At 73.3% G+C, this 17625-nt stretch carries 14 protein-coding genes and 1 pseudogene; 7 read left to right on the top strand and 8 right to left on the bottom strand.

Going from position 1 to position 17625, the window contains the following annotated elements:
* Positions 1–323: 323 nt before the first annotated feature.
* Positions 324–476: pseudogene (locus tag WN71_RS43545) on the top strand (PLDc N-terminal domain-containing protein); the annotation flags it as partial.
* A 36-nt stretch (positions 477–512) separates the two neighbouring features.
* On the opposite strand, the gene WN71_RS38580 reads toward WN71_RS43545, so the two are convergent.
* A complete protein-coding gene (locus tag WN71_RS38580) occupies positions 513–1316 on the bottom strand; it encodes an EamA family transporter (protein WP_046585367.1) in 804 nt (267 codons plus the stop codon).
* Positions 1317–1513: 197 nt separating this feature from the next.
* On the opposite strand from WN71_RS38580, the gene WN71_RS38575 reads away from it, so the two are divergent.
* Positions 1514–2386: a LysR family transcriptional regulator gene (locus WN71_RS38575; protein ID WP_046585267.1), complete on the top strand. Its 873-nt coding sequence runs from the start codon at positions 1514–1516 to the stop codon at positions 2384–2386.
* Positions 2387–2455: 69 nt separating this feature from the next.
* Here the strand turns inward: WN71_RS38575 and WN71_RS38570 are convergent, their stop codons facing one another.
* From WN71_RS38570 to WN71_RS38555, 4 genes are all read right to left on the bottom strand, one after another.
* The gene (locus WN71_RS38570) at positions 2456–4759 is read right to left on the bottom strand and encodes an FUSC family protein (protein ID WP_079178435.1); all 2304 of its coding nucleotides are present in this window, start codon (positions 4757–4759) and stop codon (positions 2456–2458) included.
* Between the two features lie 78 nt (positions 4760–4837).
* Positions 4838–5359, bottom strand: a complete 522-nt coding sequence (gene msrA / locus WN71_RS38565) for a peptide-methionine (S)-S-oxide reductase MsrA (protein ID WP_046585265.1) — start codon at positions 5357–5359, stop codon at positions 4838–4840.
* Positions 5360–5427: 68 nt separating this feature from the next.
* The gene (locus WN71_RS38560) at positions 5428–6162 is read right to left on the bottom strand and encodes an LmeA family phospholipid-binding protein (RefSeq protein ID WP_046585262.1); all 735 of its coding nucleotides are present in this window, start codon (positions 6160–6162) and stop codon (positions 5428–5430) included.
* Positions 6163–6271: 109 nt separating this feature from the next.
* On the bottom strand, positions 6272–8488 hold the full coding sequence (locus tag WN71_RS38555) for an MMPL family transporter (protein WP_079178434.1): 2217 nt from the start codon (positions 8486–8488) through the stop codon (positions 6272–6274).
* 190 nt (positions 8489–8678) lie between these two features.
* Here WN71_RS38555 and WN71_RS38550 point away from each other — a divergent pair, with 190 nt between their 5' ends.
* The gene (locus WN71_RS38550; protein ID WP_046585260.1) at positions 8679–9308 is read left to right on the top strand and encodes a TetR/AcrR family transcriptional regulator; all 630 of its coding nucleotides are present in this window, start codon (positions 8679–8681) and stop codon (positions 9306–9308) included.
* Between the two features lie 33 nt (positions 9309–9341).
* On the opposite strand, the gene WN71_RS38545 is transcribed toward WN71_RS38550, so the two are convergent.
* Positions 9342–10187 (bottom strand): TetR/AcrR family transcriptional regulator, encoded by an 846-nt coding sequence (locus WN71_RS38545; RefSeq protein ID WP_046585258.1) that lies wholly within the window; start codon positions 10185–10187, stop codon positions 9342–9344.
* 348 nt (positions 10188–10535) lie between these two features.
* Between WN71_RS38545 and WN71_RS38540 the strand changes: the two genes are divergently transcribed.
* Both WN71_RS38540 and WN71_RS38535 read left to right on the top strand, forming a co-directional pair.
* Entirely contained in the window at positions 10536–12248 is a 1713-nt protein-coding gene (locus tag WN71_RS38540) for an MFS transporter (protein ID WP_046585255.1), read from the top strand.
* Between the two features lie 196 nt (positions 12249–12444).
* Positions 12445–13557 (top strand): aminotransferase class V-fold PLP-dependent enzyme, encoded by a 1113-nt coding sequence (locus WN71_RS38535; protein ID WP_046585253.1) that lies wholly within the window; start codon positions 12445–12447, stop codon positions 13555–13557.
* A gap of 18 nt (positions 13558–13575) precedes the next feature.
* Here the strand turns inward: WN71_RS38535 and manD are convergent, their stop codons facing one another.
* Positions 13576–14811, bottom strand: a complete 1236-nt coding sequence (manD, locus tag WN71_RS38530) for a D-mannonate dehydratase ManD (protein WP_046585251.1) — start codon at positions 14809–14811, stop codon at positions 13576–13578.
* A 374-nt stretch (positions 14812–15185) separates the two neighbouring features.
* Here manD and WN71_RS38525 point away from each other — a divergent pair, with 374 nt between their 5' ends.
* Positions 15186–15692, top strand: a complete 507-nt coding sequence (locus tag WN71_RS38525) for a DUF2231 domain-containing protein (RefSeq protein ID WP_046585249.1) — start codon at positions 15186–15188, stop codon at positions 15690–15692.
* Here WN71_RS38525 and WN71_RS38520 read toward each other — a convergent pair.
* Positions 15659–16474, bottom strand: coding sequence for a hypothetical protein (locus WN71_RS38520; protein ID WP_046585247.1), 816 nt, complete (start codon positions 16472–16474; stop codon positions 15659–15661). The two genes, WN71_RS38525 and WN71_RS38520, sit on opposite strands and share 34 nt — an antisense overlap.
* Before the next feature lie 118 nt (positions 16475–16592).
* On the opposite strand from WN71_RS38520, the gene WN71_RS38515 reads away from it, so the two are divergent.
* The gene (locus tag WN71_RS38515) at positions 16593–17516 is read left to right on the top strand and encodes an LLM class F420-dependent oxidoreductase (protein WP_046585245.1); all 924 of its coding nucleotides are present in this window, start codon (positions 16593–16595) and stop codon (positions 17514–17516) included.
* Positions 17517–17625: the final 109 nt, after the last annotated feature.

Below are 17625 nucleotides of genomic sequence, written 5' to 3'. Positions count from 1 at the left end.
GGTCTCCACTTGAAGGGGCCGGCGGCCGGCACCGTCCGCCGCGTCGGCCGGGGGTCTGTCGTACGGGTCCGTCATCGTCGCACCCCTGCCTGTCCAGCTGTTTCCAGCCGAGGCTAGGTGGGCTGCGGAGGGGGGTCAAGAGGGGGTCGGGAGGGGCCGGGCCGGTCGGGGAGGGGCGGTCGCGCGACCGAGATGACCGTGTGACGGGGGTCACATTTCATGGGGTGCCGGGCGTGAACCGATCGGCAGGGGTCGTCCGATGAAGGGGTGAGCGGCCTTGGAATGCGAGGCCCACCAGTCCCAAGGATCAAGGAGTGACCCCCATGTTCGCCGTCCTCGCCTGCGTCCTGTACGCCCTGGTGGTCGTGCTGTACGTCCACGCCCTGATCGAGTGCCTCAGGACACCTGCCGACCAGATCAGGTATCTGCCCAAGCTCGGCTGGCTGTTGTTCATGCTCTGCGCTCCGATCCTGGGCGGCATACTCTGGCGCAACCTGGGGAAGGCCCTGGAGTCAACTCCCCCGCGTCGCCATGCTGAAGGCGTTGGCCGCGACCACCGCGGCGATCCCACCGGCCTCCGCCCACCCGAGGCCCTGCCCCAGTCCGACCCAGCCGACGAGCGCGGCGAGCACGGGGTTGACGCTCATGAAGAGACCGAAGGACTGCGCGGCGACATGGCGCAGCGTGAACAGATCGGCGAGATAGGGCACGGCTGACGACAGCACCCCGGCGACGACCGCGTACGCGAGGGCGGCGGCGGTCGGCGGACGGTGCAGCGCGACGGCCGCCCCGACGGGCAGGAACACGACGGCGGACACGCACGCCGCGGCGGCCGAGCCCTGCGCACCCGGTATCCGGCGGCCCACCGTCCGGTTGAGCAGGATGTACGAGGCCCAGCAGGCGGCGGCGAGCAGCCCGAGCCCCATGCCGAGGTAGTCGGCGGAGGGCCGGGGACGCAGGAGTACGACGACTCCGCCGGCCGCGACCACCGCACAGGCGGCGTCGACGCGCCGACGGGCGGCGGCGAGGGCGATGGTCAGCGGGCCGAGGAACTCCAGCATCACGGCGAGGCCCAGACCGATCCGGTCGATGGCGGTGTACAGGGAGAGGTTCATGGTGCCGAACACGAGGGCCAGCAACAGCACCGGCCACCACTGGCGCCAGGTGAACGAGCGCAGGCGGGGCCGGCCCACGGCCAGCAGGACGGCCGCCGCGACGTACTGGCGCACGGCCACGACACCGGCGGGCCCGAGTACGGGAAAGGCGAGGGAGCCGACAGCGGCACCGATCTGGTTGGACAGCCCGCTGCCGAGCATCGTGGCCGCTCCGGCCGGCCGGGCGCCGCTGGGCAGGGGTGCGTCGACGGGCAGGCCCGAACCGCCCACGGGCTTCCGGTGAGCGAGCGGCACAGGGTCGGGGAGCGCGGACGCGGGCTCAGCTGCCATGAGCCGATGGTGCGCGGAGAAGTGGCTTGCGCAAAATGCATGATCCGGCAGATCTATACGCTGAAGTCATGGATGGAGGAACGAGTGTCGAGCTGCGTCAGCTGCGGTGTCTGGTGGCGATCGTCGACGAGGGGACGTTCACGGATGCCGCGGTGGTCCTCGGAGTCTCGCAGGCGGCCGTCTCCCGCACGCTCGCGTCCCTCGAGAGCGCGCTGGGCGTACGGCTGCTGCGCCGGACCTCCCGGGAGGTGACGCCGACGGGCAGCGGGCTGCGCGTGGTGGCGCACGCGCGGCGCGTGCTCGCGGAGGCGGACGCGCTGGTCCGGGAGGCCACGTCGGGGCACACCCGGCTGCGCGTCGGCTACGCCTGGTCCGCCGTCGGCCGCCACACCGTGGCCTTCCAGCGGCGCTGGGCCGAGCGGCAGCCCGAGACGGAGCTGCACCTGGTCCGGGTCAACTCCCCGTCCGCCGGTCTGTCGGAGGGTGCCTGCGATCTGTCGGTGGTGCGGCGGGAGCCGGACGATCGGCGCTTCGACTCCGCGATCGTCGGGCTGGAGCGCAGGCTGTGCGCGATGGCCGCGGACGACCCGCTGGCGCGCCGACGCTCGGTGCGGCTCGCCGATCTCGCCGGGCGCACGGTGCTGATCGACCGCCGCACGGGTACGACGACGGCGGAGCTGTGGCCGCCGGACGCCCGGCCACGGACGGAGGAGACCCATGACGTCGACGACTGGCTGACCGTGATCGGCTCCGGCCGCTGTGTGGGGATGACGGCGGAGTCGACGGCCCATCAGTATCCGCGCCCCGGTGTCGTGTACCGCCAGGTCCGCGACGCCGAGCCCGTGGCCGTCCGGCTGGCGTGGTGGCGCGACGACCCGCACCCGGCCACGACGGCGGTGATCGAACTGCTCGGCGGGCTGTACGACGTCGGTGGGGCGTGAGGGCGTGGGCCCGGCGGGGCCCTGCCGAGCCGCCGGCGGGCCGCCCGGCGGGATGCCATGCCCGCTCGGTCAGCTTCGCTGGGGGCCGGGGCCGCCCCGGGGGATGCGGGTGAGGTCGCGCATGAGGGCGTCGAGCCAGGAGACGGTGGCGTAGTAGAGGCGGGGGGCGCCGGGCGGCTCCGTCTTGCATCCGTCGGCGTGCGGGCCGAACACCGGCACGCGGGCGGCGGGGGTCTCGCTGCCGGGGTCGAGCGCCGCGGATACCAGCAGCATCCGCCCGGCGACGCGGTCGCCCCACCCGTTGAGTGTCTCCGCCGCGCCCTCGTCCAGTTCGGTGACCGGCGGCTGCAGCAGCCGTTCCGATCCCCACAGGGTGTGGTGGCCGGCCATGAGGGTGGCCTGCCAGTCGATCTGGGGCAGCGGTCTGCCGCCCGCGCGGCCCCCGAACAGGGTGGGCTCGCTCTGGAACTGCGCGTAGGCGGACTCCGCGAGGATGACGGCGCGGCGCAGGGAGAGGTGGCCGGGGACACCGGCCGGTGCGGCCACCGCTCCGTCCGCCACCGAGGCGCCGGTCGCCACCACGATCTCGGCGGCGCGGCGCAGCAGGTCCGCCGCCGCGTGGCGGAGTTCGTCGTGGGCGCCGCGGGGCCAGGCCAGCAGGCCGAAGACGGCACCGATGGTGCTGCCGATCAGCACGTCGAGCACGCGTACCCCGGCCAGTTGCCAGGAGGAGGCCTCCAGTTGGGCGAAGACGAGGGCGACCAGCACGGTGAACAGGCCCTGGGCCCAGCCGACCCCCTTGACCGGACCGACCGTGAAGGCGAACAGCATCCACACCGGCAGTACGACGGCGTAGACGAGCGTGTGGGAGCCGACCAGGGTGAGCGTCGCCGCCACCACCAGGGCACCCGCGAGGGTGCCGGTCAGAGCGCGGCGGATGGTGGTCCGCGTCTCGTCCATGGTGGTGCGGGTGAGGGTCAGGGTCGCGAGCATGGCCCAGAAGCCGTGCGGGAGGGTGTCGAGACCGGCCACCAGCCGGGCCGCGGTCAGGGCGAGTGCCAGGCGGACGGCGTTCTGGAAGAACACCGACCGGCGGCCGGCGTGCCCGCGCACGCGGTGCCACCACAGCATGGGGGCCGGGTCGTCGGCGTACCAGAAACGGCCGGTCGGCACGGGCAGGGCGCAGCGCCGGCCACCGGCCGCGAGGTCGGCCGCGGCGGCCATGGCGAGGGCGGCGTCGGCGATCTCGAGGGTGGCGGCGTGCCGGCGCAGCACGGCCGGCGGGAACTCCGCGGCCGGGGCGGGCGCGGCCGCGAGCTGGGCGGACACGGACCCTGCGGACACGAGCGAGGCCGCCGGGGCGGGAGCGGACGGCCCGGCCGGGCGGGAGTCCGGGGCCGGGGCCGGGGTCTGGGTCTGGGTCTGGGTCTGGGCCGATGTCTGGGGCGGGGTGGGGCCCGCGGAGAGGGCGGCGAGGCGGGCGCGGGCCTCGATGAGTTCCCCGTACGGGGCCAGGGGCGACGGCCCGGACGTGAGGCGGGTGGCGGTCGCCGTGGAGAGGCGGGCCACCGCCTCCAGTACGGAGGTCACGGCAGGTCCGGGGCCGGGGCCCGGGGCCGACGGCGTGCGGAACTCGCTCAGCCGGGTGAGGAGGGTGCGTTCGGCCAGCCCGGTGTGGGTGAGGGCACGGTCGCGGGTTCCCGGTCCCGCGGGGCGTTCGGCTTCGGGGACGGACATCGACCGCAGCGAGCGCCCTGCCGTACGGGCCGACAGGATGTCGTCGTCGGTGAGGGCGTAGGGGGGTTCGGCGAGCAGCGTGGCGCAGTGGGCGGCGGTCCGGGCGGCGGACGCGGCCCGGTCCCGGTAGGCGGGCGGGGCGGGTTCGGGGAAGATCAGCGCCTCGGACAGCACGAGCAGGGCCAGCCCGACGGTCGTACCGAGGAGCCGGTCGTCGAGCGAGCTCGGATCGTACGGGGGGAAGGACGGCAGGATGTAGAGGAGTTGCAGGCCGGGGGCGGCGCCCGCGGGGCGGGGGCCGCCGATGGCGGAGAAGGCCAGCGCGAAGCCGACGATCAGCATCCCGACGACGGCGGTCCAGGTCCGCACCGAGAGATAGGTGCCGACGACGATCAGCAGCCAGCACACCGGGATCATGCGCAGCACGACCGCGGCGCGCTGCCGGCCGGTGCCGGGGATCTTGGACAGGCCGCCCAGCGCCACCACGGAGAAGAGCGCGTAGGTGGCGGGTACGGGGCGGTTCAGGCCGTAGCGGAAGAAGAGGAACGCGACCGTGGCGGCGAGCGTGACGCGCACCGCCTGGCGACCCGGGTCGCGGTAGGCGGCCGGGATGCGGGCGGCTGGGACACCAGACACCCCTACAGGATCACGCACCGCCCGGCGCCCGGCACCTTCCGCGGTACCGGGCGCGTGGACGCTTGGCCCCGACTGCGGTCAGCCGGCCGTGGAGCTGGCCCGGCGGGGCAGCTTCCAGTTGGGGCGGGGGAAGTGGCAGGTGTAGCCGTTGGGGTAGCGCTCCAGGTAGTCCTGGTGCTCGGGTTCGGCCTCCCAGAAGTCGCCGACCGGCTCCACCTCGGTGACGACCTTGCCCGGCCACAGGCCGCTCGCCTCGACGTCCGCGATGGTGTCGACGGCGACGCGGTGCTGCTCCTCGTCCGTGTAGTAGATGGCGGAGCGGTAGCTGCGGCCGAGGTCGTTGCCCTGGCGGTCCCTGGTGGTCGGGTCGTGGATCTGGAAGAAGAATTCGAGCAGGTCGCGGTAGCTGGTGGCGGCCGGGTCGAAGAGGATCTCGATGGCCTCGGCGTGGTCGCCGTGGTTGCGGTACGTGGCGTTGGGCGTGTCGCCGCCGCTGTAGCCGACGCGGGTGGCCACCACGCCGGGCTGCTTGCGGATCAGGTCCTGCATGCCCCAGAAGCAGCCGCCCGCCAGTACGGCCCGCTGGTTCTGCGCTGTCATCCGTCTCTCCCTCACGCTCGGTCCGTGGTCCGGCGCGCTGTGGCCCGCCGGTTGCACGTCCCTCCAGCTTATGGGGTCGCGCTCGTTGCCTTTCCGCCCGGTGTCGGACCGGGGGCGACGGAGAAGGCGAGCGCGAGACCGTCGTCGGCGGCGTGTGCGGAGGTCAGGGCGATGCCGTGGGGCAGCCCGGTCACCGGGAGGGTGCGGGGGCGCAGCGCCTCCCGGAGCGGGGAGCCGGACGGCAGATCTGTGAGGTCGCGGACCGGTGTGGTGCGGCCGAGGACGCTCACCGTGGTCGGCGTGACGGTCAGGCTGTGCGCCGTGGTGGTGAGTTCGGCGCGCACGGTCACCGGCAGACCGAGGTTCCCCACGGGGCCCTCGAGGACCAGGTCGCCGTCCCGGCCGGTGGCGGTGAGGCCGTCGGCCCGTGCGCCCGTGCGGCGCGCGACCTGGTCGTATCCGACGGTGGCGGTCCCGGTGCCGCCGGCGCTGGTGCCGTGGGTGGTGACGTCGTTCAGCCGGGCGGTCACGTCCATCACCGTCTGCTCGCGGTGCACGCCGTCGGCGCTCACCCGCACGTCGCCGAGGTGTCCGCCGAGCGTGCGCAGGCCCGCGAGGGGGGTGGTGAGGTCGACCCGCACCGGTCCGTCCGGCTTCAGACGGCGCCGGGCCTGCGCGGCGACCCGCTGTTCGGCACGGTGGCCGACGAGCAGGTCGGTCGCGCCGACGAGGGCGGCGAGCACCGCCGCGCCGACGACGAGTACGAGCACCCTTCGCCGGTGCTTCCGCTGGTTCCAGATCATCGGGTGACTCGCTCCGGGTCGTCGACGGGCGGACGGGCAGGGGCACGGGCAGGCAAGGGGTCGGGCCCGCAGGGGGTGGGGCGTGCAGGCGTCAGGGGGGTTCGGGGGTTCAGGCGTGCAGCCGCGGCAGGATGCGGTCGAGCCGCCGCGGTATCCACCAGTTCGCCCGGCCCATCAGGAACATCGCGGACGGCACGAGGACCAGACGGACCACGGTCGCGTCGACGACGACGCTGATCGCCAGCCCCAGGGCGAGCATCTTGACGACCACCGTCGGCGAGGTGGTGAAGGACAGGAACACGGCGGTCATGATGAAGGCGGCCGCGGAGATGACGCGGGCGGTGGCGGACAGCCCCTCCCCCACGGCGATCCGGTTGTCGCCGGTGCGGTGCCACGCCTCGGCGATCCGGGACAGCAGGAAGATCTCGTAGTCCATGGAGAGCCCGAAGGTGATCGCGAACATCATCATCGGGACGTACGACTCGATGGGCACGGGCTCGGACAGCCCGAGCAGGGAGTCGCCCCAGCCCCACTGGAAGACCATGACGAGGACGCCGTACGACGCCGCCGTGGTGAAGACGTTGAGGACGACCGCCTTCAGCGGGATGACCACGCTGCGGAAGACCGTCATGAGCAGCAGGAAGGCGAGGACGAGCACGATGCCGATGACGAGCGGCAGCCGTGCGCCGACGGTGTGCCGGAAGTCGGCCTGCCCGGCGACGCTGCCGGTGAGGTAGGCGGTGGCTCCGGTGCCGTGCAGGGCGGTGGGCAGGGTGTGGTCGGAGAGGGTGTCGAGGAGGGTGGCGGTCGCGGCGTCCTGGGGGCCGGTGGCCGGGGTGAGGGTGGTGACGAGGACCTTGCCGTCCTTGCTCGGCCGGACGGGGGTGAAGGACGCGACTCCGTGGGCGGCGTGGAGCGCGGTGGTCACGTCCTGCGTGACGCGGTCAGCGGAGGCGTGCGCGGAGCCGAGATCCACCACGGCGACGACGGGACCGTTCGCGCCGGGTCCGAAGCCCGGTCCGTCGGCGTCGGCGATCCAGTCGTAGGCGGTGCGGGTGCTGGTGCCGGGCCGGTCCGCGCCCGCGTCGACATGGCCGAGGCGCATGGCGAACAGCGGCACCGCGCACAGACCGAGGACGGCGAGGCCGACGCCGAGGAAGGTCCAGGGACGGCGCGCGACCAGGCGCGCGTAGCGGTGCCAGGCGTCGTCGGCGCCACCGCTCTCGGCGACGGGCCGGCGCACCCGGATCCGGTCGACGTGCCGGCCGACCAGTCCCAGGGCCGCCGGTACGAGGGTGAGGGCGGCGGCGGCCGTCACGATCACCGCCAGCGTGGCGGCGAGTCCGAGCCTGCCGATGAAGCTCAGCCCGCAGCCGTAGAGGCTGAGCATGGCGACGGCGACGGTCAGGGCGGCGACGAGGACGGCGCGTCCGGTGGTGTGCGCGGTGCGGGCGGCGGCCTCGACGGGGTCGCGCCCTTCGATGAGGTCCTGGCGGAAGCGGGTGGTCAGGAAGAGGGCGTAGTCGATGCCGACACCCAGGCCGATCATGCCGGCGAGGGTGGTGGCGGAGGTCGCGAAGGAGACGGTGGCGGCGACGATCCCCACGACGCCGAGTCCGGCGCCGACGCTGATCAGCGCGGTGAACAGGGGCAGCAGCGCCGCGAGGACGCTGCCGAAGGCGAGCAGCAGGATGAGCAGGGCCGCGGCGACGCCGACGCCTTCGCTCAGCTTGTCGTTCGCGGGTTCGCGTACGACCTGTTCGAGGTCGCCGCCGTAGGCCACGCCCACGCCGGCCGTACGGGCGGGGCGGGTCGCGCCGTCGAGTCGGTCCGTGTAGTCGTGGCCGAGGTTCTTGAGCTGCTGGTCGAAGGAGACGGTGGTGTCGGCGGTGCGTCCGTCGGTGCTGGTCACGAGGTCGGAGACGGAGACGACGTGCGGCAGGGCGCGCAGGCCGGCGAGGGTGCTGTCCAGGGCGGCGCGCTGGTCGGCCAGGGTGCCCGAGTCGGTGTGGAAGACGACCTTGCCGCCCGGTCGGCCGGCCTCGGGCAGGGAGCGGGCGAGCAGGTCGGCGCCGGTGTGCGAGGCGGTGCCGGGCAGGCTGACCTGGTCGTTGTAGGTGGGCGCGGCGAGGTGACGACCGGCCAGGGCCGCGACGAGGACCAGCAGCCAGGCGGCGACGACCAGGACGGGGTGCCGGGCGCAGGCGCCGCCGAGTCGGCCGAGCACACCGTGCGGCGCGTCGGGGCCGTGGGGCCGGCCGCCGTCGGTCGGCGCGTCTGCGTCTGTGACCGCCGTGGCCGGCGGTTGCTGTGCGGGTCGGGGCACCTTGGTCTCCCACAGAGGAACGGGTCGCGCAGGATCGGGGCGCGGAGGAACAGGTCGCGAGTGGGATGGACCCTAGAGATAAAGTGGCATGCATGACAAGTGGCAGTCATGCCACTTTGCTTTCGCGACCCGTCTCGCGTGACACTCGTGCCAATTGACAGTCGCGACACCATGCCGGAGGCTTCCGTCCATGCCGAGTGACACCACCCCCGCCGGACTGCGCGAACGCAAGAAGGAGGAGACCCGGCGCCTGCTGCTGGAGGGCGCCGCGCGCCTGTTCAAGGAGCGGGGCTTCGAGGCCACGACGGCGGCGGACATCGCCGCATACGCGAACGTCTCCGTGCGCACGTTCTTCCGCTACTTCGACGGCAAGGAAGCGCTGTTGCTGCCGGACGGCGTCGAGATCTTCTCCTACGTCGAGCAGGCGCTGGCCGCGCGACCGGCGGACGAGGACCCCTTCGACGCGGTGTGCAACGCGCTGCTGGCGGCAGCCGAGCCGTTCGCCGCCTCGACGCTGACGGCGCTCAGCCACCCGCTGGAGGACATCGAGCGGGTGGTCACGGCCCGTCTCGTGCAGGCCTTCTCGGAGTTCGAGGAGCGGCTCACCGTACTGGTGCAGCGCAGGCTGCCGCCGGACACCGAGGACGGCGACCTCGAGGCGGCGGTGATCGCCGGGGCCGCGCTGTCCGCGGTGCGCGCGGTGCTGCGCACCCGCCGCACCCGCCGCGCGTCGGGCATCGACGACCGGGGGCCCGCGCCTTTGCTGCGGGCGTTCGCGATTCTGCGCGGGATCGGGGCGGACCATGGTGGACCGGGGTGACGCCAGGCCGGACGGGGGCGAGGGCCGGGCCGCCTAGGAGGTACCGGAACCGCGCCCCGTCCCGTCCGGCGCCGCCGTCGCGTCCGGCGCCGCCGTCCCGTCCGGCCCCGCCTTCCTGTCCGGCAGATAGCTCGCCAGCCCCCGCAGAATGATCTCCAGGCCGATGTCGAACCGTTCGTCCGAGGAGTCCGTCACCATCACCCGCGCCAGCGCCCGTAGATGGGGGAAGTCCTCCTCGGGCAGGGACGCGAAGTAGTCCTGCATCTCGCCGGCCATCTCCCGCCAGTCGGGGCGGGCCAGGGACGTGCCGGAGTCGCCGGGACCCGCGGCGCGGTCGCGCCACATGTCCTCCTCCAGGACGAACCCGTCGATGTAGGTGGAGATGAGGTCGCTGGCCTCCGCCGCGATCCGGTCGGGCAGCCCGGCGCTGCGGAAGACGGCGAGCAGCCCCTCGACATGGGGCAGCAGTTCGGCGGTGAAGGGCACGTGCGCCATGGAGATCCGGGCCATGTCGCGATGGGCCAGCAGCAAGCGACGTCCCGAGCGGGCGTAGTCCCGGATCTCCTCCTGCCACCGGTCCGGGTCGGGCCGGGGAACGTCCAGGCCGTCGAACATCCGGGTGTACATCAACTCCAGCAGGTCGTCCTTGGAGCTGACATGGGCGTAGAGAGCCGAGACCGTGACCCCGAGTTCGGCCGCGACCTGCCTCATGGACAATCCGTCGAACCCCTGCCGGTCGAGCACCTCGAAGGCGGCGTCGACGACCCGTTCACGGGACAGGGGGGCGCGCACGGGACCGGACTGGGAGCGGGCGCGGCGCTTGCGCTCCCAGGGGGACGGCGGAGGGGAGGCGGGGGTGTCCGCGGCCGGGTCGCTCATGAGGACAGTCTAGGCAGGGGCAGAACAGTGTTCTCCGCGGGTGAGCGCCGTTCATCGCGGCGGTGACACGGGCGTTCGCGGCGCCCATGCCGGCGGCTCCGATGCCCAAGGCTCCGATACGGGCGTTCACGGCGCCGCTCCTCGCGCGGCGGCCGGGGCCGGATGCCACCCCCGGGTGACGACACGCGATATATCTTGTCCCGGCAACGCGATTGCGCTATATCTTAATGAACAGCGTTCTCTCGGTGAGCGGTGTTCCGTTACAGTGAACACTGTTCTCCGACTCATTCCATCCACCGCCCCCGCGGATCGTCGCCGCGGTGCGGCCTGCCCGACCGAGGAGTCCCCATGTCCACCACCGGTGTCGCGTCCGCAGAGACGCCCACCGACACTCCAGCGCCCTACCGGTGGCGCTGGGCTGCGCTGTTCGTGATCCTCGCGGCCGAGGTGATGGATCTGCTCGACGCCGTGGTCACGAACATCGCCGGCCCCTCCATGCGGGCCGACCTCGGCGGCGGCGCCTCCACCCTGCAGTGGCTCGCCGCCGCCTACACCCTCTCGATGGCCGTCGGCCTCGTGACCGGCGGGCGGCTCGGCGACATCCACGGCCGTCGGACGATGTTCCTGGTGGGTGCCGCGGGCTTCACCGTCGGCTCGCTGCTGTGCGCCGTCTCCGTCTCGCCCGAGATGCTGATCAGCGCGCGGGTCGTGCAGGGCCTGTTCGGCGCGGTGATGCTGCCACAGGGCCTCGGCATGATCAAGGAGATGTTCCCGCCGCAGGAGTCGCAGAAGGCGTTCGGCATGTTCGGCCCGGTCATGGGTCTGTCCGCGGTGTGCGGGCCGATCCTGGCGGGCTGGCTGGTCGACGCGGACTACTTCGGCACCGGCTGGCGGATGATCTTCCTGATCAACCTGCCGCTGGGAATCGCCGCCATCCTCGGCGCGCTGCGCTACCTGCCGACGACCCAGTCCGGGGACAAGCCGCGCCTCGACATACCCGGCATGTTCCTCGTCTCGCTGGCCGCGCTGCTGATCATCTTCCCGCTGGTGCAGGGCCGCGAGTACGACTGGCCCGCGTGGGCGTTCGTGATGATGGGCGCCTCGGTGGTGGTCTTCGCCGTCTTCGGGGTGTACGAGTCCCGGCGCAGCAAGGCCGGTCTGGACCCGCTGGTCGTACCGAGCCTGTTCCGCAAGCGCGGCTTCAGCGGGGGCATGACGCTCGGCCTGGTCTTCTTCTCGACCATGCAGGGCTTCATGCTGGTCTTCAACCTGTACACCCAGATCGGCCTCGGCTACTCGCCGCTGAAGGCCGGCCTGGTGATGGTGCCCTGGTCCGGCGGCATGATCGTCGGCTTCGGTGTCGCCCAGGGCGTCGCCCGCTTCGGGCGTGCGGTGCTCCAGGCAGGCGCGCTGGTCATGGCACTCGGCGTGTTCGGCGTGTGGCTCACCCTGGACATGGTGGGCAGCGGCGTCGGCCCGTGGCAGCTCGTGCCGTCGCTGCTCGTCACCGGCATCGGCATGGGGCTGCTCATGGCGCCGTTCTTCGACATCGTGCTGGCCAGCGTCGAACAGCACGAGACGGGTTCGGCGTCCGGCACGATGACCGCGATGCAGCAGCTCGGCGGCGCGTTCGGCGTGGCCATCCTCGGCACGGTGTTCTTCGGACTGCTGGGCGGCGGGATCGGCTCGGCCGTCGACCACCACGCGGGCAGCCTGCGTACGCAGCTCGCCGCCGCGCACGTCGCGCCGGCCACGCAGGACCGCATCGTCGCCGACCTGCGCCGCTGCGCCTCCGACCGGGCCACGGCCAAGGACTCCGAGGCGACCCCGGCGTCCTGCGCCCGCCTGGAGAAGGACACGCGTGCCGCGGTGACCTCGCCCGAGGCCGCCGCGAAGATACCCGCCGCCCTGCAGACCACCGCCGCGTCGGCCTTCGAGACCGGCTTCGGAACGGTCATGAAGACGCTGTTGTGGGTCGTCGACGGGATGCTCGCGCTGACCTTCCTGCTCGCGTTCCTCCTGCCCCGCCACGCCCGCCCGGAAGACGCGGGCGGCCATTGAGCCGAGGCGCTCACAGGACAGGACGGCCGGGCGGGGAGCGACACCCCGCCCGGCCGTCCGGCTTTCCCGGTCGTTCCGTACGCTCGGGACGGACGGGTGTACGGCGGCCCGCGCCGCGGACCGCCGTACCCGCCACCGGAGCGCCTCTTGCGCCGCCCGCCCGCACCGACCCGCACCACCCGGAAGGACGAGCCACGTGCTCACGTCGTACGCCGCCCACTTCGACACGCCCGCCGGGTATCTCGACTTCGCGCGGTTCGGGCCGCCGTCACGGGACGCCGTGGCCGCCACCGCGCAGGCCCTGGCGGGGTCCGCCCGCGCCGACCACACCACCGTGGACGGGCTGATGCGGGCGGAAGGGGTCGCGCGGGACACGGCCGCCCGCCTCGCGGGCACCGACGCCGAGCACACCGTGCTGCTGCCCAACGCCTCCACCGGCCTGTTCCACGCCGCGCTCGGCATCAGGGAAGGCGCCGTCCTCGCCCCGCGCAGCGACTTCCCCGCCAACCACTACCCGTGGCGCCGTGCGGCGGAGCTCGGGCGGGCCACGCCCCGCTGGCTCGACCCGGTGCCCGGCGGCGGCGTCACCCCCGAGCTGGTGCGCGCCGCGCTCGACGAGGACGTGGTCGCCGTCTCCGTCAGCGCCGTCGACTTCCGTACCGGCTTCCGCGTCGACCTGGCGGCGCTGCGCGAGGCGATCGGGCCCGACCGGCTGCTGATCGTCGACGCCATCCAGGCGTTCGGCGTGACGGAGATGGAGTGGGGAGCCGCCGACGTGGTCGTGGCGGGCGGCCAGAAGTGGCTGCGTGCCGGCTGGGCGACCGGCTTCGCGACCCTCTCCGACCGCGCCCTGACCGCGCTGGAACCGGTCCTGACCGGCTGGACCGGCGTCGAGGAGGTCGGCCTCTTCGACGGCGATGAGCACCCGCCGGCCCCGGGCGCGGGCCGTTGGTCGATCACCAACCTCAGCCCGGTGACAGCGGCCTCGTTCGCGGCCGCCCTCGACCTCGTCGAGCGGCACACCGTCCCGGCGATCGAGGCGTCGATCGCCACCCGGGTCACCGAACTCACCGAGGTCGTACGGCGGTACGGCGGAAGCGTCCTGTCCCCCGCCGATCCGGCGCGGCGGGCGGGCATCCTGTCCTTCGCGATGCCCGGCCACGAACCGTCCCTGGTCGCGAAGGCGCTGCACGCCGAGGGGGTCACCCCCACGGTGCGGGCCGACTCGCTGAGACTCTCCCCGCACGCGTCGACCCCGCCGGAGGCGACGGAGCGGGTCGCGGCCGCGCTGGCGTCGCTGCGCGACTGACCTTCCGGTACGCGCGGGTCACCAGTCGTGGACGGTTCCGTCCCGGAGCCTGGCGACGGGCAGATACGCCTGCCGGTAGGGGAAGCGGCGGGCCGCCGCCACGTCGAGGTCGACGCCGAGCCCCGGGGTGTCGGACGGATGCAGCAGCCCGTCCTCGAAGCGGTAGGAGGTGCGGAAGACCTCCAGGGTCCGCGCCGAGTGCCGCATGTACTCCTGGATGCCGAAGTTGTGCACGGCCAGGTCCAGATGGAGGGCGGCGGCCATGCCGACCGGGGAGATGTCGGTGGGGCCGTGCATCCCGGACTTCACGCCGTGCAGGGCGGCGAGGTCCAGCAGCTTCTTCATGCCGGTCACACCGCCGGTGTGGGTCACGGCGGAACGGACGTAGTCGATCAGCCGCTCGCTGAGCAGCGGGACGTAGTCGTGGATGGAGTTGAAGACCTCGCCGATGGCCAGCGGGGTCGTGGTGTGGTGCCGGATCCAGCGCAGGGCCGACGGGTCCTCGGCGGGTGTGGCGTCCTCCAGCCAGAACAGGTCGTACGGTTCGAGGGACTTGCCGAGCCGGGCCGCCTCGATGGGCCGCATCCGGTGGTGGCCGTCGTGCAGGAGCGGCAGTTCGGGGCCGAACTCGGCACGGACCGCTTCGAAGACGGTGGGCAGGTGCCGCAGGTAGGCACGCGTGTCCCAGGTCTCGACGGTGGGGCGGGGGCGGTCGTCGCTGGTGGGGCGGGCGGGTTCGTAGTCGTAGCGGTCCCCGCCGCCGGAGGCGGCCACGCCGTAGACCGACTCGAAACCGGGGATGCCGCTCTGGACGCGGATGGCGCGGTAGCCCTGGGCCAGGTGTTCCCTGATGGAGTCGAGGAGTTCGGGTATGTCGCGCCCGGAGGCGTGGCCGTAGGCGAGGGCGCCGATCCGGGAGGCGCCGCCGAGGAGCTGGTAGAGCGGCATCCCTGCGCACTTGGCCTTGATGTCCCACAGGGCGGTGTCCACGGCCGCGATCGCCGCCATCGTCACGGGGCCGCGCCGCCAGTAGGCGCCGCGGTAGAGCTGCTGCCAGGTGTCCTCGATGCGGGAGGCGTCGCTGCCGATGAGCAGCGGCACGAGATGGTGGTCCAGATAGGACTCGACGGCCAGTTCGCGGCCGTTGAGCGTGGCGTCGCCGAGGCCGACGACGCCGTCCTCGGTGGTGAGGCGCAGGGTGACGAAGTTGCGCCCCGGGCTGGTGACGATCACTTCGGCGGACACGATCTTCATGACGGACTCTCCCTCTGGGGACTGGTGCGTACTCCTGGGAACGGGCCGGTCGAACGACGGGCGGGGACGGGCCGGTACGGCCGTCCGGGTGCAGTGACAGGTTTCGGTGCCGTCGGCGGCCGCGGGTCACGGAGCGAGGCGCCGCCACAGAACCCGGTTTCCGCACGGCAGCTCAGCGGGGGCCGTCTCCTCCCACATCGACGAAGCCGCAGGAGTGCCGTATGCCCGAACCCTCGGCGCCCACCCCCACGCCGCCGCCTGAACGGCTGTCGCTGTGCCGGCCGCCCGCGGTCTCCCCCTCGGAGGCTGAGAGCCCGCTGAGAGGTTGCTGTGCGAGGCTGGCGCGCCCGTGCCGCCTCTTGAGGAGCCTCCGAATGACCCTGATCAACGGCCTGCCCGCCCATGTGCTGCTTGTCCACGTGGTGGTCGTGCTGGTCCCGCTCGTCGCGCTGGCCCTGGTGGCGGCGGCGCTCTGGCCGCGCGCGGCCAGACGGCTCGGCATACTTCTGCCGGCGCTCGCGCTGGTGGCCCTGGTCAGCGTGCCGCTGACCACCCAGGCCGGCGAATGGCTGGAGCGGCATGTCGACGGAGGCGCCCTGGTGCGCCGGCACGCCGAGCTGGGCGACGGGCTGCTGCCGTGGGCGTTCGGCCTGTTCGTGCTGGCGGCGGTGGTGTGGTGGGCGGCGCGGCCCGTTCCCGCGGAGTCCGGGCCGGGCGGTCGCGCGCGCTGGTCCACCCTGCCGGTACGGATCGTCGTCGGCGTGCTGTCGCTGGCCGTCGCGGCGGGAGCGATCGTGGACGTCTACCGGATCGGTGACTCCGGGGCGAAGGCCGCCTGGCACGACGCCTACTCGAAGAAAGTGACGGGCCACGACTCCTGAACGGGCCCGTGACCCCGGGTTCCTGACGGGGCCCCGTCCTCCACCAGCGGGCCGATGAGAGAAAGCAGCGCGTCGGCTCGGCGGCGGTCCTTATGAAGGGTGCGCAGCGCCCGGTGGATCTCCTGGAGCCGGGCCAGGGCGGCCGGCTTGCGGTCCCGCACCTCGTCGAGCAGCGGCGTGGTGACGACGTCCAGGCAGGCGGTCAGGAGCTGCCGGGTGGCCGGGGCCGGGGGTGCCGGGTCGGGGGCGTCGAAGCCGGTGGTCAGGTGGCGTACGGGATCCGTGAGGCTCCAGCCCACGACCGTGCCGTGCTGCACCAGCAGCGCCACGTCGGGTGCGATGCCGATCCGGGCCTCCAGCGGCTCGTCGAGGACGTCGAGGTCGCGCAGGCAGGTCAGCACCGAGTCGCCGGGTCCGCGGCACAGCTCGGAGGTCACCTCCAGACGGAAGTCCCGCGACTCGGCCGCGCGGAGCCCGCCCGGCCGTACGGGAGGCGCGGCGGGCACGCGGGCGGCGTCCTCGGCGTCGGCCGCCTCCGCACCGGGGATCTGGAACTCGGCGCCGACCAGTTCCCGGCCGTCCGGGGCGAACCGGAGTTCGTCGGGCGTGTCCCACAGCCACGGCTTGCTGCCGAAGGTGTCCAGCAGGAACCGCCCGCGCTCGTCGACGTCCGCGTAGGGCGCGACGCGCACCCGCAGATCCCGGACGTCGAACCGCGGTGCGAGGCACAGCGGTTCGCCGGTCACGGTTGCGGTCCAGTCGTCGTCGACGGTGAGTCTCACGCGCGAGCCACCTCATCCTTCCCGGGCGTCCGAGTCGTCGGCGAACGACGCAAGAACGACGAACAGTTGTCACGGTGGAAACGGAATGCGGTCTCGGACAAGGCCCGTTCGCACCAGCATGACTGTCGGAGTAGCACTCGACGCAACCGCCGCACCCCATCAGGTCGATGCCACGGTACAGCTGGCCCGGGAGGCCGCGGACCTGGGTCTGCGCTCTGCCCGGTTCGGCCAGACCTTCGGCGCCGACTCGCCCCAACTCGCGGCGATCGTGGTACGCGAGGTGCCCGGCCTGCACGTGGGCACGTCCGCGATCCCCGTCTTCGGCCGGCACCCGCTGCTCGTCTCCAGCCAGGCCCAGACCGCCCAGGCCGCCACACACGGCCGCTACCACCTGGGCCTGGCGCTCGGGACGAAGCTCCTCACGGAGACCGGCTTCGGCCTGCCCTTCGAGCGGCCCGTCGCCCGCCTGCGCGAATTCCTCACGGCGCTCAGGCAGTTGACCGAGACCGGCAGCGCCGACTTCCACGGGGAACTGCTCACCGCCACCACGCCGGTTCCGGCACGCGTCCCCGGGGCGGAGTCCGGGGTCCCGCTGCTGGTCGCCGCGATGGGCCCGCAGGCGCTGCGGGTCAGCGGCGAACTGGCGGACGGAATCCTCCCCTACCTCGCGGGCCCGCGAGCCCTGGCCGAACACATCGTGCCCGCGGTGACCGCCGCGGCCGAGGCCGCGGGACGCCCCGCGCCCAGGATCGTGGCCCTGGTCCCCGGCGTGGTCACTGACCAGGTGGACGCGGTGCGGGCCACGGCCGTCGAGAACCTCGCGTTCTACGAACGGATCCCGTCCTACGCACGGGTCATCGAACTCTCCGGCGGCCAACGGGCCGCGGACGTGGCCGTCATCGGCGACGAGAAGACCGTCGAGGCCGACGTACGGCGCTACCGGGACGCCGGTGCGACCGAGGTCGTGTTCTCCGGCACCGAGATCGCCGGGGACGAGGACCGCCGACGCACCTGGGCGCTCCTCGGCGAACTGGCCCGCTAGAGACGGCGATTCACCGGGGGGCGGGTCGCGACGGTGACCTTGCCCGACCCCCCCTGCGCTCAGCACACGGCCCGGCCCCGCCCCCTCCGCCCAGCCCGCAGCCCAGCCC

Source organism: Streptomyces mangrovisoli, assembly GCF_000974985.2.
In the GTDB taxonomy this organism is placed as follows: Bacteria; Actinomycetota; Actinomycetes; order Streptomycetales; family Streptomycetaceae; genus Streptomyces; species Streptomyces mangrovisoli.
This window is presented reverse-complemented; position numbering and strand designations above follow the sequence as displayed.